The organism is Embleya sp. NPDC001921 (assembly GCF_053594475.1).
In genome coordinates this window covers 92,091-115,428 of the sequence record NZ_JBSFEO010000015.1, presented here as the reverse complement: position 1 = coordinate 115,428, position 23,338 = coordinate 92,091, and the positions used below count along the sequence as shown (strand labels likewise).

Annotated in this window: 16 protein-coding genes; 3 read left to right on the top strand and 13 right to left on the bottom strand. The window is 71.6% G+C overall.

Going from position 1 to position 23,338, the window contains the following annotated elements; all coding sequences use genetic code 11:
* Positions 1–62: 62 nt before the first annotated feature.
* The 7 genes from ispG to ACWCPW_RS19400 all read right to left on the bottom strand — a co-directional run bounded on the left by ispG (position 63) and on the right by ACWCPW_RS19400 (position 11,840).
* Positions 63–1,220 (bottom strand): flavodoxin-dependent (E)-4-hydroxy-3-methylbut-2-enyl-diphosphate synthase, encoded by a 1,158-nt coding sequence (gene ispG / locus ACWCPW_RS19430; RefSeq protein ID WP_395862123.1) that lies wholly within the window; start codon positions 1,218–1,220, stop codon positions 63–65.
* Positions 1,221–1,378: 158 nt separating this feature from the next.
* On the bottom strand, positions 1,379–2,680 hold the full coding sequence (locus ACWCPW_RS19425) for a M50 family metallopeptidase (RefSeq protein WP_449762804.1): 1,302 nt from the start codon (positions 2,678–2,680) through the stop codon (positions 1,379–1,381).
* Positions 2,677–3,939 carry a 1-deoxy-D-xylulose-5-phosphate reductoisomerase gene (gene dxr, locus ACWCPW_RS19420; RefSeq protein WP_449762803.1) on the bottom strand — a complete coding sequence of 421 codons (1,263 nt, stop codon included), beginning with the start codon at positions 3,937–3,939 and terminating at the stop codon, positions 2,677–2,679. Before dxr ends, ACWCPW_RS19425 begins: the two co-directional genes overlap by 4 nt.
* Positions 3,940–4,062: 123 nt before the next feature.
* Positions 4,063–5,988: an acyl-CoA dehydrogenase family protein gene (locus ACWCPW_RS19415; RefSeq protein WP_449762802.1), complete on the bottom strand. Its 1,926-nt coding sequence runs from the start codon at positions 5,986–5,988 to the stop codon at positions 4,063–4,065.
* Between the two features lie 325 nt (positions 5,989–6,313).
* Positions 6,314–7,756 carry an aldehyde dehydrogenase family protein gene (locus tag ACWCPW_RS19410; RefSeq protein WP_449762801.1) on the bottom strand — a complete coding sequence of 481 codons (1,443 nt, stop codon included), beginning with the start codon at positions 7,754–7,756 and terminating at the stop codon, positions 6,314–6,316.
* Between the two features lie 107 nt (positions 7,757–7,863).
* Positions 7,864–9,384, bottom strand: a complete 1,521-nt coding sequence (locus ACWCPW_RS19405; RefSeq protein ID WP_449762800.1) for a PucR family transcriptional regulator — start codon at positions 9,382–9,384, stop codon at positions 7,864–7,866.
* A 44-nt stretch (positions 9,385–9,428) separates the two neighbouring features.
* Entirely contained in the window at positions 9,429–11,840 is a 2,412-nt protein-coding gene (locus ACWCPW_RS19400) for an ATP-binding protein (protein ID WP_449762799.1), read from the bottom strand.
* A gap of 235 nt (positions 11,841–12,075) precedes the next feature.
* Here ACWCPW_RS19400 and gabT point away from each other — a divergent pair, with 235 nt between their 5' ends.
* Positions 12,076–13,431 carry a 4-aminobutyrate--2-oxoglutarate transaminase gene (gabT, locus tag ACWCPW_RS19395; protein WP_449762798.1) on the top strand — a complete coding sequence of 452 codons (1,356 nt, stop codon included), beginning with the start codon at positions 12,076–12,078 and terminating at the stop codon, positions 13,429–13,431.
* Positions 13,432–13,632: 201 nt separating this feature from the next.
* Here the strand turns inward: gabT and ACWCPW_RS19390 are convergent, their stop codons facing one another.
* On the bottom strand, positions 13,633–13,959 hold the full coding sequence (locus ACWCPW_RS19390; RefSeq protein WP_406296026.1) for an anti-sigma factor antagonist: 327 nt from the start codon (positions 13,957–13,959) through the stop codon (positions 13,633–13,635).
* 652 nt (positions 13,960–14,611) lie between these two features.
* Here ACWCPW_RS19390 and ACWCPW_RS19385 point away from each other — a divergent pair.
* A complete protein-coding gene (locus tag ACWCPW_RS19385) occupies positions 14,612–15,256 on the top strand; it encodes a phosphatase PAP2 family protein (RefSeq protein WP_449762797.1) in 645 nt (214 codons plus the stop codon).
* On the opposite strand, the gene ACWCPW_RS19380 is transcribed toward ACWCPW_RS19385, so the two are convergent.
* Positions 15,186–16,115, bottom strand: a complete 930-nt coding sequence (locus tag ACWCPW_RS19380) for an NAD(P)H-dependent flavin oxidoreductase (RefSeq protein WP_449762796.1) — start codon at positions 16,113–16,115, stop codon at positions 15,186–15,188. The genes ACWCPW_RS19385 and ACWCPW_RS19380 overlap by 71 nt on opposite strands.
* A gap of 262 nt (positions 16,116–16,377) precedes the next feature.
* Here ACWCPW_RS19380 and ACWCPW_RS19375 point away from each other — a divergent pair, with 262 nt between their 5' ends.
* Entirely contained in the window at positions 16,378–17,793 is a 1,416-nt protein-coding gene (locus ACWCPW_RS19375) for an APC family permease (RefSeq protein WP_449762795.1), read from the top strand.
* 100 nt (positions 17,794–17,893) lie between these two features.
* Here the strand turns inward: ACWCPW_RS19375 and ACWCPW_RS19370 are convergent, their stop codons facing one another.
* From ACWCPW_RS19370 to ACWCPW_RS19355, 4 genes are all read right to left on the bottom strand, one after another.
* Positions 17,894–18,688, bottom strand: a complete 795-nt coding sequence (locus ACWCPW_RS19370; protein ID WP_449762794.1) for a tyrosine-protein phosphatase — start codon at positions 18,686–18,688, stop codon at positions 17,894–17,896.
* An 82-nt stretch (positions 18,689–18,770) separates the two neighbouring features.
* Positions 18,771–19,730 (bottom strand): metallophosphoesterase, encoded by a 960-nt coding sequence (locus ACWCPW_RS19365; protein WP_449762793.1) that lies wholly within the window; start codon positions 19,728–19,730, stop codon positions 18,771–18,773.
* A gap of 185 nt (positions 19,731–19,915) precedes the next feature.
* The gene (locus tag ACWCPW_RS19360) at positions 19,916–21,418 is read right to left on the bottom strand and encodes a CoA-acylating methylmalonate-semialdehyde dehydrogenase (protein WP_449762792.1); all 1,503 of its coding nucleotides are present in this window, start codon (positions 21,416–21,418) and stop codon (positions 19,916–19,918) included.
* A 405-nt stretch (positions 21,419–21,823) separates the two neighbouring features.
* Positions 21,824–23,254 (bottom strand): NAD(P)/FAD-dependent oxidoreductase, encoded by a 1,431-nt coding sequence (locus ACWCPW_RS19355; protein WP_449762791.1) that lies wholly within the window; start codon positions 23,252–23,254, stop codon positions 21,824–21,826.
* Positions 23,255–23,338: the final 84 nt, after the last annotated feature.

Genomic DNA, 23,338 nt, shown 5'->3' with positions numbered 1-23,338 from the left:
CCGTCGGGCCGGGATCGAGGTCCGCTCGGGACGGGGCCGCGTCGTCCCGGGGCGAGGCCGGCTCAGGCGATGTCGACGATCGGGTCGCCGCTGATCACGCCGTCCGCCTGCATCTGCTCGGCGAGCTTGAGCGCCTCCTCGATCAGGGTCTCGACGATCTTCGACTCGGGCACGGTCTTGATCACCTCGCCCTTGACGAAGATCTGACCCTTGCCGTTGCCGGACGCCACTCCCAGGTCCGCCTCGCGGGCCTCGCCGGGCCCGTTGACGACGCAGCCCATGACGGCCACCCGCAGCGGCACCTTGAGTCCGTCCAGGCCCGCGGTGACCTGCTCGGCGAGCTTGTACACGTCGACCTGGGCACGGCCGCAGGACGGGCAGGAGACGATCTCCAGGCCGCGCTGCCGCAGGCCCAGCGACTCCAGGATCTGGTTGCCGACCTTGATCTCCTCGACCGGCGGGGCGGAGAGGGAGACCCGGATGGTGTCGCCGATGCCCTGCGCGAGCAGCGCGCCGAACGCGACCGAGGACTTGATCGTGCCCTGGAACGCGGGACCGGCCTCGGTGACGCCCAGGTGCAGCGGGTAGTCGCAGCGCTCGGCGAGCAGCCGGTAGGCCTCGATCATCACGACCGGGTCGTTGTGCTTGACCGAGATCTTGATGTCCCGGAAGTCGTGCTCCTCGAACAGCGAGCACTCCCACAGCGCGGACTCCACCAGCGCCTCGGGGGTGGCCTTGCCGTGCTTGGCCAGCAGCCGCTTGTCCAGCGACCCGGCGTTGACGCCGATCCGGATCGGGGTGCCGGCGGCGGACGCGGCCTTGGCGATCTCGGCGATCTTGTCGTCGAACTGCTTGATGTTGCCGGGGTTCACCCGTACCGCGGCGCAGCCCGCGTCGATCGCGGCGAAGACGTACTTCGGCTGGAAGTGGATGTCCGCGATCACCGGGATCTGCGACTTGCGGGCGATCGCGGGCAGCGCGTCGGCGTCGTCCTGCGAGGGCACCGCGACCCGGACGATCTGGCAGCCGGACGCGGTGAGCTCGGCGATCTGCTGAAGCGTGGCGTTGACGTCGGAGGTCAAGGTGGTGGTCATGGACTGCACCGACACCGGGGCGTCTCCGCCGACGGCCACGTTGCCGACCATGATCTGCCGTGACTTGCGGCGCGGCGTGAGGGGCCGGGCAGGTACGGACGGCATTCCGAGCTGGATCGCGGTCATCTTCGCTTTAGTCCCGTGGGTCGGCGCGGTAGGTCGACCTCAACGCTACGCCACCGCACACCGGTGCGGACGCGCCCGTGCCCCTGTGCCGACCCACCTGTTGCCTGATCGACACAAGGGGGGCCGGCGGGGCGTCTTGCCGGGTGCTCTCCCGAGAGCTAGGTCACCTTCACCGGGTTGATCAGGTCGGCGATCAACACCAGCACCGTGAAGGCGATGAAGATCGAGGCCACGACGTAGGCGACCGGCATCAGCTTGGCCACGTCGAACGGGCCCGGGTCCGGCCGCTTGCGCAGGCTCGCGATCCGGCGACGGATCGACTCCCACCACGCGCCGATCACGTGACCGCCGTCGAGCGGGAGCAGCGGCAGCATGTTGAACAGGAACAGCGACACGTTGAAGCCCGCGATGATGAAGATCATCAGGCCGACCCGCTGGGACGCGGGCACGTCGAGCGCGGCCACCTCGCCGCCGACCCGGGCCGCGCCGACCACGCCGACCGGGGAGTCCTGGTCGCGTTCGTCGCCCTGGAAGGCCGCGCCCCACAGCGCGGGCACCTTCTGCGGGATGCGCAGCAGGCCGTGGAACGCGTTCTTGACCAGGTCGCCCGTGTACTCGACGGACTCGGCGGCGCTCTGGCGCTGGATCCCGCGCGCCGGACTGATGCCCAGGAAGCCGGTGGTGACGTACTGATCGGCCACCGGGCGTCCGTCGCCGTCGAGCTTGATCATCTTGTTCTGTTCGAGCACCGGCTTGAGGGTGAGGAGTTCGCCCTTGCGGTCGACCACGAGGGTGACCTCGCCGGACGACTTGCGGATCAGGCCCTGGAGCTTGTCGTAGTCGCCGATCTTTTGACCGTTGAACGACACGATGCGGTCGCCCGGCAGCAGACCGGCCGCCTTGCCGGGGGCCGCCTTGGCGTTCTCGGGGCACTTGTCGGTCTTCGCGTCGGCGCTGACCACGCACTCCGAGACGGTGCTCACCGTGGAGGTGGTCTCGGGGATCCCGAAGCCCATCAGGTACACCGCGAGCAGCCCGATGGCCAGGATCAGGTTCATGAACGGCCCGGCCAGCATGATGATCGTGCGCTGCCACGGCTTGCGCTGGTAGAACATCCGGTCCTCGTCGCCGGGACCGACCTCCTCGTAGGACGCCTCGCGGGCCTCCTCGATCATGCTGCGCCACGGTGAGGTGCTGCGGGCCTGCACCTTGCCCGACGCGTCGGGCGGGAACATGCCGATCAGCCGGCAGTAGCCGCCCGCCGGGATCGCCTTGAGCCCGTACTCGGTCTCACCGATCTTCCTCGACCACAGCGTCTTGCCGAAGCCGACCATGTACTGCGGCACCCGTACACCGAACATCTTGCCGGTGACCAGGTGCCCCGCCTCGTGCCAGGCGATGGAGAACAGCAGGCCCACGACAAAGACGACGATGCCGAGGATCGTCATGAACAGGGTCAACGGGGTTCTCCTCCGTGGGCGATGATCTCGCGTGCCCGTCGGCGCGCCCAGTCCTCCGCGTCGAGGACGTCATCCAGTGTCAGCCGGTTGCCGTCCCCGCGTACATCATGCTCGCTCACGACCCGGGCGACCGTGTCGGTGATGCCGTTGAACCTCAGCCGTCCCGCGATGAACGCGTCCACGCACTCCTCGTTGGCCGCGTTGAACACGGCCGGCGCGGTGCCGCCGGCGCGCCCCGCGGCGCACGCCAGCTCGACCGCCGGGAAGGCCTCGTGGTCGAGCGGGAAGAACTCCCACGTGGCCGCCTTGGTCCAGTCGCAGCCGGCCGCCACGTTCGGCACCCGGTCCGGCCAGGACAGGCCGAGCGCGATCGGCAGCCGCATGTCCGGCGGCGACGCCTGGGCCAGGGTCGAGCCGTCCACGAACTCGACCATCGAGTGCACGATCGACTGCGGGTGCACGACGACGTCGATCCGGTCGAACGGGATGTCGTAGAGCAGGTGCGCCTCGATCACCTCCAGGCCCTTGTTGACCAGGGTCGCCGAGTTGATCGTGATCACCGGGCCCATGTCCCAGGTGGGGTGGGCGGCGGCCTCCTCGGGCGTGACGTCGACCAGGTCGGCCCGACCGCGACCGCGGAACGGGCCGCCGCTGGCGGTCACCACGAGCCGCTTGACCTGGTCGGCCCGACCGCCGCGCAGCGCCTGGATCAGCGCCGAGTGCTCGGAGTCGACCGGGACGATCTGGCCGGGCTCGGCGATCGCCTTGACCAGCGGGCCGCCGACGATCAGCGACTCCTTGTTGGCCAGCGCGAGGGTGCGGCCGGCGGTCAGCGCGGCGAGCGTGGGGGCCAGGCCGATCGAGCCGGTGATCCCGTTGAGGACGACGTCGCACGGGTGCGCGGCCAGTTCGGTGGCGGCGGTGGGGCCGGCCAGGATGCGCGGCAGCTTGTACTCGCCCTTGGCGTAGCCGCGCCGCTGGGCCTCGGCGTAGAAGGCCAGTTGCAGGTCCTGGGCGGCGGACGCCCTGGCCACCGCGACCACCTCGACCGCCAGTTCGAGCGCCTGCCGCGCCAGCTCCTCGACCCGGCCGCCGCCGGCGGACAGGCCGACGATCCGGAACAGGTCGGGGTGGGCGCGCACCACGTCGATGGTCTGGGTCCCGATCGACCCGGTGGAGCCGAGCAGGACGATGTCCCGCCGGGTGGTCGACTGGTCGCGGGCGGCGAAGGGCACGTACGGATCGGCCAGGGAGTCCATCCGACCATTGTGGCCCGCGCCGGCGCGGCGCCGAGCGCAGGTCGACGGATTGTCGGCGGTGGCCGCCGGACCGCGCGTGCGGCGGGCGCGGCCGGCGGGGTGTGCCCGCCGGCCGCGGGCGGCTCAGTCGACCGGTCGGTGCACGTTGTCCACTTTGGCCGGGCCGGGTGTCGCGTCGGCGATCCACGGGCCTTCGGTGGACGGGTCGAGCACGCCCTCCTCCAGCCACAGGTACCGGCCCGCGAGCACGCCCTCGACCGCCGTGACGTCCAATTCGTCGGTGTTCGTCCACAACCGGCCGAACAGCTCGTCCACCCGGATCTGCGCCTGCCGGCAGAACAGGTCGGCGAGTTCGTACGCGGCCCGGCCCTGCTCGAGATCGCGCCGGCGCAGCATGTCGGCCCGCACGCACACCGCGCTCATCGCGAACAGTTCGGCGCCGATGTCGACGATCCGGCCGAGGAAGCCCTGCTTGCGCTCCATCGCGCCCTGCCAGCGGGCCATTCCGTAGAAGGTGGAGCGGGCCAGCCGGCGCGAGGCGCGCTCGACGAAGCGCAGGTGCGCGGCCAGGCTCGGCGCGCCGACCGGTGCGAACTCGCGGTAGGACGTGGGCACCTGCCCCTTGCCGGTGACCAGTTTGGGCAGCCACTTGGCGTAGAAGACGCCCGCGTCGGCGGCGGCCTTGCCCTTGGCCTTCAGGTCCGCGTCGGGGTCGATGATGTCGCCGGCCACCGCCAGGTGGGCGTCCACCGCCTCGCGCGCGATCAGCAGGTGCATGATCTCGGTCGAGCCCTCGAAGATGCGGTTGATCCGCATGTCGCGCAACATCTGCTCGGCGGGTACGCCGCGTTCGCCCCGGGCCCGCAGCGAGGCGGCGGTCTCGTAGCCGCGACCGCCCCTGATCTGCACGAGTTCGTCGCTGACCGTCCAACCCACCTCGGACGCGTACAACTTCGCCAGCGCCGCCTCGATCCGGATGTCGCGGCGGTCCTCGTCGGCCATCCGGGCGGTCAGCTCCAGCACCGCCTCCAGCGCGAAGGCGCTCGCCGCGATGTAGGCGATCTTGCCCGCGACCGCCTCGTGTCCGGCGATCGGCCGACCCCACTGCTCGCGCTCGCCCGCCCACTCGCGGGCCACCTTCAGCGACCACTTGGCCGCGCCGGCGCACATCGCGGGCAGCGAGAGCCGGCCGGTGTTGAGCGTGGTCAGCGCGATCTTCAGGCCCGCGCCCTCGGCCCCGACCCGGTTCGCCGCGGGCACCCGGACGTTGTGGAAGCGGGTGACGCCGTTCTCGATGCCGCGCAGGCCCATGAAGGCGTTGCGGTTCTCCACGGTGATGCCGGGGCTGTCCGCGTCCACGACGAAGGCGGTGATCCCGCCGCGCCGGCCCTCGGCCTTGGGCACCCGGGCCATCACCACGAGCAGCCCGGCCACCACGCCGTTGGTGGTCCACAACTTCACGCCGTCCAGGACGTACGCCTCGCCGTCCTCGGTGGGCACCGCGGAGGTGGCCAGCCGGGCCGGGTCCGAGCCGACGTCGGGTTCGGTGAGCAGGAACGCGCTGACCTCGCGCACACAGCGCGGCAGGAACTCGCGCTTCTGCTCGTCGGTTCCGAACATCTTGACCGGCTGCGGCACACCGATCGACTGGTGCGCGGACAGCAGCGCGCCGAGCGCGGCGTTGACCGAGCCGACCAGGACCAGGGCCTTGTTGTAGTAGAGCTGGCTCAGACCCAGGCCGCCGTACTCGGTGTCGATCTTCATGCCCAGCGCGCCGATCTCGGCCAGGCCCTTGATCACCTCGTCCGGGATCCGCGCGTCGCGTTCGATCACGGTGGGGTCAACCCGGGTGATCAGGAACTCGCGGAGCACCGCGAGGAAGTCCTCCCCCCGACGGATCTCCTCGGCGTCGGCCTCCGGATGCGGGTGGACGAGGTCGAGCCGAAAGCGTCCGAGGAACAGCTCCTTGGCGAAACTGGGCTTGTCCCAGTCCTGCTGCCGCGCTTCCTCGGCGACCTTGCGGGCTTCGCGTTCGCTGACAGGGGGCATGGCGGACTCCTCGCGGACTCGCAGCGGACCGACGTTGTTACCGATCGGTGTTACCTGCCCGTGCACACCCACTGAATGCCGCGTGACGCCCATTTGTCCAGAGGAGGCGGTCCGCGAGTGTGCGGCCTTGCGCCGGACGGGCGTGCCCTTGCTCCGTACGGGCGGGCGCGCCGTGCCCGCGGACGTGCGCGCCGCTTCCTGCGGACAGGCGCGCCGTCGTCCGCGGACATGCGCCGCCGCCCGAGGACATGCGCCGCCGTCCGCGGACATGCGAAAGGGCCCGGCGACACCACCCCAGGCGGCCGGGCCCTTCGTTCGGGGGTGCCTACAGGTCCAGGCCCGTGAGCACCATGACGCGCTCGTACGTGAAGTCGGTCATCGCGTACGTGACGCCCTCGCGGCCGACGCCGGAGTTCTTGGCGCCGCCGTAGGGCATCTGGTCGGCGCGGTAGGACGGGGCGTCGCCGATGATCACGCCGCCCACCTCCAGCTCGCGCTGGGCCCGGAAGGCGGTCTGGATGTCGTGCGTGAACACGCCCGCCTGGAGGCCGAACTCGGAGTCGTTGACCGCGGCGAACGCGGCGTCGGTGCCGTCCACCCGGGTGAGCGTGAGCACCGGGCCGAAGACCTCCTCGCAGGCGATGGTGACGCCGGCCGGGACCTCGCTGAGCACCGTCGGCGCGTAGGAGGCACCGTCGCGGGTACCGCCGGTGAGCACCTTGGCGCCCGCCTGCACCGCCTCGTCCACCCACGCCTGGACCCGCTCGGCGGCGGCGACGCTGACCAGCGGGCCGACGTCGACCGTGTCGTCCTCGGGGTCGCCGGTGACCTGCGCGGCCACCTTCGCCACGATCTTCTCCACCAGGCGGTCGTAGACGCTCGCGTCGGCGATCACCCGCTGCACCGAGATGCAGGACTGGCCGCCCTGGTAGTTGGAGAAGGTCGCGATCCGCTGCGCGGCCCACTCCAGGTCGGCCTCGGAGGACCAGTCGGCGAGCACGACGGCGGCGGCGTTGCCGCCCAGCTCCAGGGTGACGTGCTTGCGCGGCACCGAGTCCATGATGCTCCAGCCCACCGGGCCCGAGCCGGTGAACGAGATGACCGGCAGCCGCTCGTCCGCGACCAGCGCCGGCATCCGGTCGTTGGGCACCGGCAGCACGCTCCAGGCGCCCGCCGGCAGGTCGGTCTCGGCCAGGATCTCGCCGAGCACCAGCGCGGACAGCGGGGTGGCCGGGGCGGGCTTGAGGATGATCGGCGCGCCCACCGCGATCGCCGGGGCGACCTTGTGCGCGACCAGGTTCAGCGGGAAGTTGAACGGCGCGATGCCCAGCACCACGCCCTTGGGGATCCGGCGGACCAGCGCGTAGCGGCCGGTGCCGCCCGCGTCGGTGTCCAGCCGCATGCCCTCGCCGTTGAACCGGCGGGCCTCCTCGGCGGCCCAGCGGAAGACCGACACCGCGCGGCCGACCTCGCCGCGCGCCCACTTGATCGGCTTGCCGTTCTCGGCGGTGATCAGCCGGGCGATCTCCTCGGTGCGCTGACCGAGCCGCTTGGCGACGTGGTCCAGCGCCGCGGCCCGACGGAACGCGGGCAGCCCGGCGAACTCGTGCGCGACCGCGTGCGCGGCGGCGACGGCCTCCTCGATCTGCGCGTCGGTGGGCTCGGAGACCCGGCCGACGACCCGGCCGTCGTACGAGTTCGTGACGTCGAAGGCCGTCTCGCCGGCGGCCTGTCGGCCCGCCAGCCAGAACGCGTGGGTGGTGGTCACTGCTGCTCCTTCTCCGTCAACGGGCGCCGATGATCCCGGTGACTCAACGGTAGGCCGATCGCCCGCCCGCGCATTTGTCCATGCCGGCCAATTGCGCTCCGTCGCCACTACGACTTGTCGTCGCGGACCTCGCTCGGATCACGCAGCGCGAACCACAGCTCCGCGCGGGTGTCCGGATCGTCCAGGGTACGGCCGAGGATCTCCTCGGCCCGGCGGATGCGATAGCGCAGCGTGTGTCGGTGCACCCCCAGGTCGCCGGCGGCCGCGTCCCACTGCCCGTGTCGGGCCAGCCACGCGCGCAGCGAGCCGATCAGGTCGCCTCGGCCGCCCACGTCGTGCGCGCGCAGCGGCGCGAGCAGTTGTTCGGCCCACGCGTGCACCGCGGCCCCGTCCAGCAGCGGCAGCAGCCCGCCCGCGTCCCGGCCGTGCACGGTCAGCGTCCGCTCCGAGCGCAGGCCCACCGCGTGCGCGCCGAGCGCCTGCCGGTAGCCGTCGGCGGCGGCGGCCGGCTCGACCGGACCGGACACGCCCGCGATCAGACCCGGCAGGTCGACCGGTTCGACCGGCTCGACCGCTTCCGGCAGCACCAGTACGGTCGCGCCGGCCAGGCCGCCGGTGAGCGCGGGCGTGCCGGCCCGGACCGCCCGCGCGCACAGGCGCTCGGCGAAAGCCGCCACGACCGGCTCGGGTCCGGTGGCCACCACGACCCGCCACGGCCCGGGCGGCAGGTCGGCCGCGATGTCGTGGGCCAACTCGGCCGGCGTCGCCCGCTCTCCGGTGAGCAACATCCGCAGCAGCGCGGTGCGCATCCGGGCGCCCGCGTCGGCGCTGACCCGGGACTGTTCCAGGGCAAGCGTGAGCAGCGAGGCCGCGGTGCCCAGGGTCTGCCGGTCGGCGGTGCGCGGCGGGCGGGCGGTGCCCACCGCCAGGAAGCCGCTGATCCGCCGCTCGGCGCCCAGCGACTGGACCACCACCCGCTCCTCGCCCTCGACCCCCGGCAACGACGCGGAGGACGGCGCGGGCATCCCGCGCAGCTTCTCGATGTCGGCGCGCAGCGCGTCGGTGCGCGTGCGGGCCGCGGTCGGCGCGACCTGGCGCAGCGTGCCGTCCGCGTCGTACAGCGCGGCCCAGCCGTCCAGCCGGGCCGCGAGCCTGCGGATCAGCGTCGCGGCGCCCTCGCGCCCGGCGGCCGCCCGGGTCAGCTCCTGCTGGACCGCGAAGCCGGTGGTGACCGTCTCGTACTGCTCGGCCGCCAGCGCCGACGAGACCACCTTGCTGATCGCGATGAACGGGGTCGGGCGCGGCACCTCGAACACCGGAAAGCCGTGCGCCTCGGCGGCCTCGACGATCACCGCGGGCACCCGGTCCAGGGACAGGCCCACCCCGATGCCGAGTCCGGCCACCTCGGCGGCGGCGAGCCGCTCGACGTAGGCGCGGCGCTCGGCGTTGCTGCGGCCGAGCTTCATCCCCGTGGTGAGCAGCAGTTCGCCGCCCTCCAGATAGGGCGTGGGATCGGCGAGTTCGCTCGTGTGCACCCACCGCACCTCGCGCTCGAGCCCGCCCCGGCCCGCGAGTACCCGCAGGTCGAGGGCGGGTGCGCGGACCAGGGACGCGAGGGTGGGCGGCATGTCGGCGTTGTCCAAACTGGAGTGGGAGAGGCCTCCAGTGTGACTCAGCGGCCGAGATCGATCAGCACGGGAGGGGTTCGCTCGCCCTTTCGGGTGGTCAGGCTGACGATCGCGTGTCGTGTGGGCAGATCGCCGGCGATCTCGGACGGGGACCAGCGGTAGCGCTCGACGGTGCGGGTGGTCACCCGCTCGGACCGGCCGCTGGCCTTCTCGCCGAACAGCGTGCCCAGCACCGAGTAGCGGATCCGCTTGGCCAGGCCGCCCTCGGGCGTGCCCATGGTGATCGACTTCTCCTGCTCCTTGGTCATCCCCCAGTGCTCGGCGAACAGTTCGGCGTCGGTGCGGGACGCACCGGGCACCACCGCCTTGCAGCCGGCCGCGGCGAACACGGTGTGCCGCAGCGCGGGCGCGAGGTCGTCGAGCGAGCGGACCGACAGGACCAGGCCGGCCCGGCGGTTGCGGGCCCATTGCAGGCCCTTCGCCGCGTACTCGTCCACCAGGCGACCGGCGTCGTCGGCGACCAGGCACGCGAACACCTTGCGCGGCCCGCGCTCGCGCCGGGGCGTGGCCATCGCCTGGACGAACTGGGACAACACCAGTCGGCCGATCAGCCGGGCCGCCTCGGGGTGCGCGGCCTCGTTCAGCGCGATCCGCACCCGCAGCGGCCGGTCGATGTCGCCGGCCGCGAACCGCTCCCGGTCGGGCCGGAACAGCTCGGCGACACCGGGCCGTTCCAGCACCGCCAGGCGCTGCACCAGCATCCGCGCGTCGTCGTCGCCGCGGGCCATCGCGCGCAGCGCCCGTTCGTGCTCGGCGTAGCGGTCCGCGGCCCGCAGCGCGCGCTCCAGCGCGGCGAGCGCGGCCTCCGCGCCGTCCAGCAGGTCGAGCAGCGTGCCGACCTCGGGATAGCGGCCGTGCCCGGCCACGTACGCGCCGAGCACCTGGCGCAGCGCGTTGCTCGCGCCCTCGCCGAGCCCGACCGCGTTCGGCGGCAGCGCGGCGGCGGCGAGCCGGTCGGCGGCGTCCTCGGGCGAGGCCGCGCCGCCGTACAGGTCCAGGCCCGAGGGCGAGTCCGGGTCGCCGACGATCACCTCGCGGTCGTAGCCGCCGGGGCGTTCGAACTCGTCGCCCTTGGCGTCGATCACCACCAGCGACGCGGTACCGGTCAGCGCGCGCAGGCTCATCGTCTCCACGACCGGCTCCAGCAGCCGGCCCGGCTCGCCGGCCCGGGCCGCGCCGACCACGAGCATCGAGGCGCCGAGCACGTCCAGGTCCAGCGCGAACGCGGTGTCCCGGTACAGCGCCGGGTTCCGCGTGTGGTCGGTGCCCATGCCGACCCGTACCTGTCCGGCCAGCAGGTCGTGTTCGGCCCGCCTGGGTCGCACGTCGCGCTGCCCGGAGCCGTGCCGACAGGCCGCGGCGCCGTGGTCGTGGATCTCGTCGGCCACGTCCGCCAGGTATTCGGGGTCGAGCTCGCCCGCCCCGATCACCCGGCGCAGGCGCAGGTAGTCCACGTCCCGAAGCCGGCCCGCCGCCACCTCGTGGTCGAGCACGTCGGCCGCCTCGTGCTGTCCCGCGTCGCGCAACTCGGGCCACAACTCGGCGTCGGCGACCGGCGCTTCCTCGTCCGGGTGCGCGGCGTGCGCGGCGGGCGTGCGCGCGTACGGCCCGACCACCACCCTCCAGCGCCCGAGCACCGCCGCCGCGTACAGGAAGCCGCCGTTGTAGAGGAGTCGCACCAGCCACTGCCCGTCGTGCAGCAGTCCGCGCGGGAAGATCAGCAACAACAGCGCGACGAACGGCCGCATCAGCGCGATCCACGCGACGAAGCCCAGGACCAGGAACAACGCGGCGCGGCGCCACTGTTCGGGGCGCGGGCGTCCGTTCAGCCCGGCGCGCCGGTCCAGCCGCTGCCACCACGGGCGCAGGAACGGCCAGGCGATCTCGTGCCAGCGGCCCAGATAGCCGAAGAGCACGAAGACCAGGACGTAGAGCAGGTTGTTGAACAGCAGCGGCCACAGGAAGGTGGGGATGATCTTCCGGACCAGCCACACGTAGGCCATGATCACCCAGTTCAGGCTGAGCACCGCGATCACCAGCCACAACACCGCGCGCCGCACCAGCGCCGCCTCCGGTCGGGTGCGCGCCTCGCGCTCGGCCGCCCGCAGCTTGATCTCCCGCTCGTCCCGGCCGTATCCGTACACGCCCGGGGCCTCGCGGTGGCGCGGACCGCGCAACCACCCGCGCAGGTCGAAGCCGTCGGGATCCACGTCGCGATCCGCCGCCGCCGGCGCGGGCACCCGCGCCCCGGCGGGCCGCGCACGGCGGGTCGGCGGTGTGCTCCGGCGTGCCGGGTCGACCTCGAAGGCAGCGGCCTCGAAGGCCTTTGCCTCGGCAGCCGGCGACGCCGGGGAATCCGGCCGTTCCACGTCCACGTCCAGCCCTCCCGGAGCCACGTCCTGAACCGGAACTCAATCTAGGCGCCACACCCGCTGTCGTGATGATCATTCCGGCGCGAGTCCGCGATGCGTTCCGAAGTTGTTCTGCCCGATCGGCATTTGTCCATCCCGGACACAAGCAACCGGGTGATTAACCGATGCGGCGCATGCGGCGAACGCGGCCTGGCGCCTAGCCTGCCGATAGGACCGCGGTGCCACCGCGACCCCCCGCCTCGACCCACAGGAGACCAGCATGGGCGCTTCGCAGCCCGGCGGGCCCTCGCTCCCGCAGGAGCGCCGGCTCGTCACCGCCATCCCCGGCCCGAAGTCGACCGAGCTGATGACGCGCCGCAACCAGGCGGTGGCGCGCGGCGTCAGCACCACCCTGCCGGTCTTCGTGACCCAGGCGGGCGGCGGCGTGGTCGTCGACGTGGACGGCAACTCCCTGATCGACTTCGGCTCCGGCATCGCGGTCACCAGCGTCGGCAACTCGGCCGAGGGTGTGGTGCGTCGCGCGTCCGAGCAGCTCCAGCGCTTCACCCACACGTGCTTCATGGTGACCCCGTACGAGTCGTACGTCGCCGTGGCCGAGCAGCTCAACGAGCTGACCCCGGGCGACCACGACAAGCGCACCGCGTTGTTCAACTCGGGCGCCGAGGCGGTGGAGAACGCGGTCAAGATCGCGCGCGCCCACACCAAGCGCCCCGCGGTGGTCGTGTTCGACCACGGCTACCACGGTCGAACCAACCTGACCATGGCGCTGACCGCGAAGAACATGCCGTACAAGGAGTCGTTCGGCCCGTTCGCCCCCGAGGTCTACCGGGTCCCGGTCGCCTACCCCTACCGCTGGCTGACCGGCGCGGAGAACTGCGCCGAGGAGGCCGCCGCGCAGGCGATCGACGCGATCACCAAGCAGATCGGCGCGCACAACGTCGCCGCCGTGGTGATCGAGCCCATCCTGGGCGAGGGCGGCTTCATCGAGCCGGCCAAGGGCTTCCTGCCCAGGATCGTCGAGTTCTGCAGGGCGAACGGCATCGTGTTCGTGGCGGACGAGATCCAGACCGGCTTCTGTCGCACCGGCCAGTGGTTCGCGTGCGACGACGAGGGCATCGTGCCGGACCTGATCACCACCGCCAAGGGCATCGCCGGCGGCCTCCCGCTGGCCGCCGTGACCGGGCGCGCCGAGATCATGGATTCCGCCCACGCGGGTGGTCTCGGTGGCACGTATGGCGGCAACCCGGTCGCCTGCGCCGCGGCGCTCGGCGCGATCGAGACGATGCGCGGGCTCGACCTCAACGGCGCGGCCCGCCGGATCGGCGAGATCATGCTCGGCCGCCTGGGCACGATGAGCGAGAAGTTCGCCGAGATCGGCGAGGTCCGCGGTCGCGGCGCGATGATCGCGATCGAACTGGTCGAGCCCGGCTCCAAGGAGCCGAACGCCGAACTGGCCGGCGCGGTCGCCAAGGCGTGCCACGCGCAGGGCCTGCTGGTGCTGACCGCCGGCACCTACGGCAACGTGCTGCGCTTCCTGCCGCCGCTGGTGATGCCCGACCACCTGCTCGTCGAGGGCCTGGACGTGCTGGAGGAGGCGTTCGCCGCCTCGGTCTGACCGCCCGCGACACCACGAACCCCCGCCCGCCGGATTGTTCCGGTGGACGGGGGTTCGTGACATTCGGCGTCTCGTTCGGCGCCTGCCTCGGTGTTCGGTTTTCCGGGCCTGCCTCGGCGTGTTGCCGGGCGCGTTGTTCGGTGCGTGGTCGAGCGCGGCCACTTCGGCCGGAAATCGACGTTCGAAAGCAGTGCGGGCCGATCAGAGCCGCGGTCGGCGCGGCGCCGGGGCGATCCGCTCGACCATGCTCAGGCCCGGGACGGTGTCCCACCCGCACAGGGCGAGCACGCGCAACATCTGCCGGCTCGCGCCGACCAGAACCATGTGGCCGCCGCGCCGGGACAGCGCCCCGGCCTGGTCGACGAACACCCGCAGGCCCGCGACGTCGATGAAGGCGAGCTTGCTGACGTCCACCCGGACGTCACCGCCGTCACGGGCCGCGGCGGCCAGGACGCGGCGCACCACGTCCACGTTCGCGAGGTCGATCTCGCCCTCGAGTCGCAGGCCGCGCGGCCGCGTCGTGCGCACGACGCGAAGCTGGCGGTCGCTGGTCAGAACCACACCCATCGCACCCGCGCCCCGACCCGGTCGGGGTTCCACCGAGGAATCGAACACGGCACCGCCCGCCTTGACGCCCTTGGATACCACCGGGGCCTCGGCCCGGCGGACGCGCCCGCTCCCCGCAGGGGCCGGGATGCACGGCACGCGGTATGTCGAGTAATCGGACTCTTCAACCACCTGGCCAACCCTACCTTTGCGTGCTGACAGCAGAGGGGCGATCGACGACATTGCGTCAATGCCACGTCACTCGTGCCACCGTCGATTTGCCCTGCTTACGGATGTTCTCCGCGTACTTGGACTCTCCGGGGCGGCCGGACTCACGCAACACGCGCTGTGACGCCGCTCACACCCTTCAATACTCCAACGTACAGCGTGTATGTCTCGCCTTCCAGACCGTGGAGAACGTGTGCAGGCTTTGTGAGAAGGCCGCGCGCCGGGAACCCGCCGACCCGTTCTCCGCGTATCTTCGAGTGAGATGCACAGACCTTCCACCGACGCCGGCCCTGAGCAAGCCGGCGGCCGCCCCGGGACAACGCCCCCCGTTCCGGGGCGGTGGTCTGTTCACTCACAGTACACGCGTGGCCTCGTAGCGCCGCTGATTCCCGCCATCGTGCTCGTCGTGCTCACCGTCCAGGTGGTGGCCGAAAGCGGACCCTCGATCGCGCTGGACCGCACCGTGCGCGACGCGATGCGCGAACTGGCGGGCGCGCGGGGCGCGGCCTGGCTGGACCGCCCGATGCACCTGCTCGCCGATCTCGGCGGACCGCTGCCGGCCGGGATCGTGCTCGCCTGCGCGGCGCTGTTCGCGACCTGGCGGGCGCGCGGCGTGTACCCGCTCGCGATCGCGGCCGGCGCGGTGCTCGTGGTGATGGTCGCGGTGATCGGCGGCAAGGACCTGATCGGCCGGCCCGGGCCCGGCGAATCGCCCGTGCCCGCCGACGAGTGGGGTTTCTTCCCGTCCGGCCATACCGCGACCTCGACCGTCTGCTTCGGGATCGCCGCGCTGCTGCTCGGGCGTGTCGGCTCGGCGCGGGCGGGCCGGTACCGGGAGTGGGCCGCGGTGCTCCTGTGCGCCGCGATCGGGTTCGCGCTGCTGTGGTGCGACTACCACTGGCTCGCCGACGTGCTGGCCTCGTGGGCGCTGTGCGCGATCGTGCTGTGGGCGGCGGCCCGGGTGGCCGACGCCGCCGGGCTCAGACCTCGGCCGCCCGCCGGGCCGCCGTCGCCATCGCCTCGTGGAAGCCCGCCATCGTCCGCTCGATGATCGCGGCCACCGTCTCCACCTCGTGCACCAGGCCGACCGACTGACCCGCGGAGGCGAGCGACGCCTCCATGTCGCCGCCGAAGTACAACCGTTGGATCGCGTCGAGCGAACTGCGCGCCGGCCCGCCCGAGGCGGCGAGCGCGCGGGAGAAGTCGGTGCCCAGCACCCGCATGGTCGGGCTGCCCGAACGGTTGACCACCACGGTCCCGGTCTCGTCCGCGGCCAACACGGCCTGCTTGTAGTGGATGTGCACCGGACTCTCGGCCGACGCCAGGAACCGGGTGCCCATCTGTACCGCCTCGGCGCCCAGCGCGAACGCCGCCGCCATGCCGCGCCCGTCCACGATGCCGCCGGCCGCCACCAGCGGCAGGTCGGTGATCTCCCGGATGCCCTGGAGCAGCACGAGCAGCGACACCTCGGCCGGGTTCTTGAAGCCGCCACCCTCGGCGCCCTCCACCACCAGCCCGTCCACGCCCGCGTCGACCGCCTTGCGCGCGGCCCGGATCGAGGGCACCACGTGATAGACGGTCAGGCCGTGCTCGCGCAGCAGGTCCACGAAGGTCGCCGGGTTGCCCGCCGACGTGGTCACGAACCGCACGCCCGCGTCGGCCACGTGCCGCACCAGCCGGTCGTCGCGCAGGAACATCAGCGGCAGGTTGACCCCGAACGGCAGCCCCGAGGCGACCATCGTGTCGATCTCCCGGCGGCACGCGTCGACCTCGCCGGAAGAGGTCTCCACCATCCCGAGCCCGCCCGCCGCGGACACCGCCGCGGCCAGTGGGGAGCGCGCTATCCAACCCATCGGCGCCTGGATCACGGGGTGCCGGGCGCCGGTGTGCGCGAGTACGCGGTTGACCATGGCCGGAGGCTATCTCGACAGGTGAACGGTGAGAAAACTTTTCCCGCAGCGTAATCTGCGGATTGCGTACCATCAGATGCCAGCTTGAAGCGTTATTCGATGAAATCTGGGCGTACAGGCTACGGAATCAGTTGCTAACGGGATCTTGACGGGTGATCAAACGGGCGTTTGTATTACGCCGCACCGTTCGGAAGGTACGAACGGCTCACCATCCGTCCCGGAGGCGATATCCGCACCCCGCTGTCCCGCAGAGGTAGCGCACATGGCTGTTGAAACAACCCCACCGCCGTCCGGGACCCTGACTCCAGTCACCCTCGACGTCGGCGGTGCCCCCGCCCCGCTCAAGCGCTCCATCGGAGTCCTCGGCGGCACACTGCTCACCCTCTCCTGTCTGACCCCCGCGTCCTCGCTCTTCGTGATCGTTCCGGGGATGTTCGCGGACCTGGGGTCCGGCACCGCGCTGGCCCTGGTCGTGGCCGCCGTCCTGTGTATCGGCGTCGCGTTCTGCTACTCCGAGTTGGGCACCCTGATCCCCAGCTCCGGCGGCGAGTACGCCATGGTCGGCACCCTGATGGGCCGCTTCATGGGCTGGCTGGTCTTCGTCATCGCCACCGTGGTGGTGATGATCGTGCCGCCGATCATCGCGCTGGGCACCGCCGAGTATCTGACCTCGATCGCGACGATCGACACGATGTGGGCCGGCGCCGCGGTGATGATCCTGGCCACCATCATGGGTCTGCTCGACCTGCGCGCCAACGCGTGGGTGACCGGCGTGTTCCTGGCCCTGGAAGTGGTCGCCGCGGCGATCGTGGCCTTCCTCGGCTTCGCCAACGTGCACCAGTCCACCTCGACGCTGATCAAGCCCGAGGTCGTCGTGGACGCCGCGAACAACACCACGGACCCGCTGAAGATGGGCCTGCTGATCGCGGGCATGGCCGGCGCGCTGTTCGCCCTCCAGGGCTTCTCCACCGCGGTCTACCTGGCCGAGGAGATGGAGAACCCGCGCCGCACGGTCTCCCGCACGGTGTTGTGGACCCTGGGTCTGGGCGGCGTGATCCTGATCGTGCCGACCATCGCGATCTCGCTGGGCGCGCCCGACCAGGCGACCCTGGCGGGCGGCGACATCCTCGGCATGGTCGAGGGCTGGTCCAACCACGGCATGGCCACCTTCATCGGCCTGTGCATCGCGCTGGCGATCATCAACGCGGGCGTGGTCATGGTGATCCAGAACTCGCGCGTGGTCTACGCCTCGGCCCGCGACCGGGCCTGGCCCGAGCCGATCAACCGGGCCTTCGGCAAGGTGAACCGGTTCGGTTCGCCGTGGGTGTCCACGCTCGTGGTCGGCGTGCCCGGCGCGCTCCTGTGCTTCGTGAACCTGGACATCCTCGGCGAGGTCACCGGTGTCGCGGTCGCCGCGCTCTACCTGGTGGTGGCGCTCGCCGTACTGGTCGCGCGTCGCGGCGCGCACAAGGGCACGCAGGCCTGGCGGATGCCGCTGTGGCCCGCGATCCCGGTGCTGCTGATCGCGTCGATGATCTACGTGCTGACCGAACAGCCCACCCGTGCGCTGCTGATCACCGGCGGGGTGCTGGTGCTGGCCGCGCTGTACTGGGTGCTCTACCTGCGCCCCCGCCAGGAGACCCGCTGGAACATCAAGCTGATGGCCGACGATTCCTGAGCCGGTCCGCGGCAACCGCCGTACCCGCCCGAGGGCGGTGCCTCCTCCTGTGGGCACCGCCCTCGGGCGCGTCCGGACCGCTTTCGGTCCGCCGCCCGGCTCAGTCCTCCAACAGCGCCGACCGCAGCCGGTCCAGCCGGTCCGCGTCCAGACCCAGGCCCCGCTCCAGGTAGGCGTCGAAGCCGCCCCAGTGGGTGTCCATCACCTCCAGCGCGCCGCGCAGGTACTCCTCGCGTACCTCCAGGAACGGCTGGAAGAGTTCGAGCAGGCCGGGCCGCATCGCGAGCTTGTCGCTGTTCGGCGCGTAGCGGTTTCCGGGGTCGTTGCTGACCAGGTAGTTCGCCACCGCGTCGTCGGCGGAGACCCCGACGATCCGCTGCACCAGCGCCGCCGCTATGCCGGCCCGGTCCTTGCCGGCCGAACAGTGCACCACCACCGGCAGGCCGTCGGCGTCGATCATCGCGCGCAACATCCGCGCGTGCTTGTCGACCCGGTTCAGCACCTGGTCGCGGTAGTCCGCCGCGATCGACTTCTCCGCGCGCCCGTTGCCGAGCCGCTCGCGCAGCACGCTCAGGTCGGCGTTGCGCAGATCGCTCCAGAAGTCCGAGTGCCGGGCCGGGTCGGACATCGGCAGGTTGAGCCATCGCGCGCCGTCCGGCAGCACGTCGGCGCCGTCCAGCTCGATGTCGGCCGGGCTGCGCAGGTCCACCACGAGCCGGATGCCCAGCTCCGCGATCACCGCGCGGTCCGCGTCGGTGGGCGTGGCCAGGTGGCCGCTGCGGAAGTAGCGGCCGGCGCGCACCCGCCGGCCGTCGGCGGTGGGCAGTCCGCCGATGTCGCGGAAGTTGCGGACCCCTTCGAGGGCGAGTCCGGCGTCCGCCTGATGTTGTGTCACGTGTCTCCTCGTACTGGTCGGGCTCGGGCTCGTACTGCCTCGGCTCGGGTCGCGGGGACCCGGCCGAAGGAATGCGGCGGACTCAGGCGCCGCGGACCGGGCGCGGCTCGCCGAACCGCTCCAGGAACCCCTCGTCGGTCATCTCGCGCATCTCCTCGATGGTCACCACTCCCAGCATGAGATCGGTGAGGAAGCGCGGTGCGGGCTTGGCCCGCATCGCGTCCGTGATCGGACCGGGCACGGTGTGTGCCCGGGACTCGACCCGCCCGTCGGGGTGCAGCGTGAACGTCCGGTAGCCGGGGCCGTCGAAGCGCTTGCCGGCGTAGTCGATGCTGTACGTCGTCGAGGGCGCCACGAACACCGGGACACCGGCGAACTCGCCCTCCAGGCTGCCGTGCAGGTGGCCGCCGGAGATGGCCCGGATGTGCCCGAAGTCGCCGAGCAGCGCACCGAGTCGGCCGGAGGGGTCCAGGTGCGGGGAGATCTCCGCGAGCGGCGGCTGGTGCACGAACAGCAGGACGTGTTCGGCGTCGGACCCGGCCAGGATCTCCCGGATCCGGGCCGCCTCGGGCGCGCTGAGCTCGGGCCCGTCGGCCCGGGTCATCCGGTCGTCGAGATCGCGGTACACGCCGTCGCCCACGTGTTCGCGGCCGAGCGCGTTGGTGTCCACCATGAGCAGCAGCCACTTGCCGATCCGCACCGCGGGTTCCAGGTGCACGCCGGTACGCGGCAGGCCCGCGGTGTAGGCGTCGTGGCTGTCGTGGTTGCCCGGCAGGCAGTACACCGGCACCGGGAGCTCCTGCAGCACGTCCCCGAGCCTCCGGTAGGCGCCCGGTTCACCGGTGTCCGCCAGGTCGCCGGACGCGACCAGCACATCGGCGGCGGAGAGCGCGTCGGCGGCGTGCGCGAGGGCCGCCGCCAGTCCGGCGTCCGGGTCGTGCCGGACGAACCCGTGCGTGCCCGGAGCGTCTCGGTAGTGCACGTCGGAGATCTGGATCAATCGGATGGCCGTGTCGCCGTCCGGTCTGTCGTCGATGGGCATGCGCCGTTCCCCTGTCGCGTTCGTCGCGGCCGCCGATTGATCATCTGACGACCCGTCACGCATGCTGCCAGGGAAGGCGTACGGAAGAAATGGGCAAGCCGGCCCGGCGCGCGGGAACGACGAAGCCCGCCCGACCACGTCATTGGGGTCGGGCGGGCTGCGTGCGGGGTACGGCGCGCGGTATGTCAGTCGTTGGTCGGGAAGCCCAGGTTGATGCCGCCGTGGCTGGGGTCGAGCCAGCGCTGGGTAACGACCTTGCCGCGGGTGAAGAACTGCACGCCGTCGGCGCCGTACGCGTGCAGGTCGCCGAACAGCGAGTTCTTCCAGCCGCCGAACGAGTAGTAGGCGACCGGGACCGGGATCGGCACGTTGATGCCGATCATGCCGACCTCGACCTCGTTCTGGAACCGGCGGGCCGCGCCACCGTCGTTGGTGAAGATCGCGGTGCCGTTGCCGTACGGGTTGGCGTTGATCAGCGCCAGGCCCTCGTCGTAGGACTCGACCCGGACCACCGACAACACCGGGCCGAAGATCTCGTCGGTGTAGATCGACATCCCGGGCGTGACGTTGTCGAACAGGGTCGGGCCGACCCAGTAGCCCTCGGCGGTGTCGGCGCCGTTGATCGGGTGCTCGCGGCCGTCCACCACCAGCGTCGCGCCCTGGTCCTCGCCGGCCTGAACGTACGACAGCACCTTGTCCGCGTGCTGCCGGGTGACCAGCGGGCCCATCTCGGACTGCGCGTCGTTGCCGGCGCCGACCCGGAGCTTGGTCATCCGCTCCTTGATCCGGGCGATCAGCTCGTCGGCGATCGGCTCGACCGCGACCAGGGCGGAGATCGCCATGCAGCGCTCGCCGGCCGCACCGAAACCGGCGTTGACCGCGGCGTCGGCGACCAGGTCCAGGTCGGCGTCCGGGAGCACCAGCATGTGGTTCTTGGCGCCGCCGAGCGCCTGCACCCGCTTGCCGTAGCGGGTGCCGTTCTCGTACACGTACTTGGCGATCGGGGTCGAGCCGACGAACGAGACGGACTTGATGTCCGGGTGCTCCAGGATGCGGTCGACCGCGACCTTGTCACCGTGCACGACGTTGAACACGCCCTCGGGCAGCCCGGCCTGCTTCCACAGGTCGGCGAGGAAGTTCGCGGTGGACGGGTCCTTCTCGCTCGGCTTGAGGATCACCGTGTTGCCGGTGGCGATCGCGATCGGGAAGAACCACATCGGAACCATCGCCGGGAAGTTGAACGGCGAGATGATCGCGACCGGACCGAGCGGCTGGCGGATCGAGTAGACGTCGATGCCGGTCGACGCCTGCTCGGAGTGCCCGCCCTTCTGCAGGTGCGGGATGCCGCAGGCGAGTTCCACGACCTCCTGGCCGCGGGCGATCTCGCCGAGCGCGTCCGAGTGCACCTTGCCGTGCTCGGCCACGATGATCGCGGCCAGCTCGTCCTTCTTGGCGTTGAGCAGCTCGCGGAAGTTGAAGAGCACCGAGGAGCGCTTCGCGAGCGAGGCGTTCTTCCACGTGGCGAAGGCGCGGACGGCGACCGAGACGGCCTCGTCGACCTCGGCCACGGAGGCGTAGTCGACCGTGCCGGTGACCTTGCCGGTGGCGGGGTTGTGGATGTCGCCCCGACGCTCGGAGGTACCGGTCCACTCCGCGTTGGCAATCCAGTGGGTTACGTGGTTCGTCACGGTCCGACCTTCCGGGGGATGCGGTTCTGGCGAGGGGCCGCACAAGCCCCGTACGGTTTGCCAGTCTGCTGGCCGGGGGGTTGTGGACTCAAGGTTCACAGTGTCGGCGGTTGGGGCGTTCGGCTTACAGACCGTCTTGGTCGGCCTTGAGGGTGCCCACCCGCCCACCCGTCACGTTTCGGGACGAGGCTGCGGATTCACCACGCGGGGCGGGCGGATCATGGCCCCGCGGCCTCCGCCGGGGCTCGGGAACGACGCGCCGGAAGCCGGGTGAGGCGCATGCTCACCCGGCTGCCCCACGGCGCGTCAGCGCCCACGACTTGATCGCGTGAAGTGATCGACGAGCGCGCGAGGAGAGCGGCCGGAGGCCGCCGGCGGCACCGCCGCCCCGCGCGCAGCGCGGTTCTAACTGTCGAAGCCCATGCCCACCTTGTCGAGGGCCTTGAGCCACAGGTTGCGCTTGCCGCCGTTCTTGTCGGCGCGATCCATCGACCACTTGGTCATCGAGACGCCGGCCCACTTGATCGGCTCCGGCGGGAACGGGAGCGGCTTGGTGCGGACCATCTCGAGTTCGGTGCGCTCGGTCGGGCGGCCGTCGAGCCGATCCAGCATCACCTCGGCGCCGAAGCGGGTCGCGCCCACGCCCAGGCCGGTGTAGCCCAGCGCGTACGCGACCTTGCCCTTGTAGGCGGTGCCGAAGAACGCCGAGAAGCGGCTGCACGTGTCGATCGCGCCGCCCCACGTGTGGGTGAAGCGCAGGCCCTCGAGCTGCGGGAACGTCTCGAAGAAGTGCTGGGCGAGCTTCGCGAACGTCTCCGGACGCTGGTCCAGGTCCGAGGACAGCTTGGAGCCGTAGTGGTAGATGGCGTCGTAGCCGCCCCACAGGATCCGGTTGTCCGCGCTGAGCCGGTAGTAGTGGAACTGGTTGTTCGTGTCGCCGATGCCCTGCCGGTTGCGCCAGCCGACCGCCGCGAGCTGCTCCTCGGTGAGCGGCTCGGTCATCATCGCGTAGTCGTAGACCGGGACCACGAACGGCCGCAGCCGCTTGACCAGCGACGGGAACACGTTGGTGCCCAGCGCCACGTTGCCCGCGAAGATCCGGCCGTACGCGGTCTCGAGCACCATCCCGGAGCCGTGCTCGGCCAGTCCGGTCACCTTGGTGCGCTCGTGGACGCGCACGCCCAGCGACTCGCACGCGGCCTTGAGGCCCCAGGCCAACCGGGCCGGGTCCACCATCGCGCAGCCGGTCTTGTCCCACACGCCCGCGAGGTAGGTCGGCGAGGCGACCTCGGCCCGGACCTGGTCGCGGTCCAGGAAGGCCAGCTCGGTGCCGTACCGCTTCGCGAGTTCGATCTCCTCGCGCAGTTCCTCGACCTGGTGCGGCTGGGTCGCGACGTTGAGCTCGCCGGTGCGCTCGAAGGCGCAGTCGATGCCGTAGCGCTCGACCGCCGCCTGGATCTCGTCCAGGTTGTGCTCGCCCAGCCGCTCGAGCCGGGCCTGTTCGTTCGGCCAGCGGTCCAGGCCGTTGTAGAAGCCGTGGGTCAGGCTCGCGGCGCAGAATCCGCCGTTGCGGCCCGAGGCCGCCCAGCCGATTTCGTGTGCCTCGACCAGCATCACGTCGCGTGAGGGGTTGCGTTCCTTCGCGATCAGCGCGGTCCACAGGCCCGAATAGCCACCACCGACGACCACGAGATCGCAGTGCTGGTCGCCGACCAGGGCCGCGCGCGGCTCGGGGCGGTCGGGGCGGTCGAGCCAGAAGGGAGTCGGCGCGGCGTCCGCGAGCGAGCGGACGGCCTCGACCGAGGGGGCAGGATCCGACGTGTTCCGGGGACCCATGGGGTTTCACCACTTTCGCGGGGCCCGCCGGAGTCCCCTTGTCGGACCCCGGCGGTTTCACCGCATAGCTACAGATCTGGGATT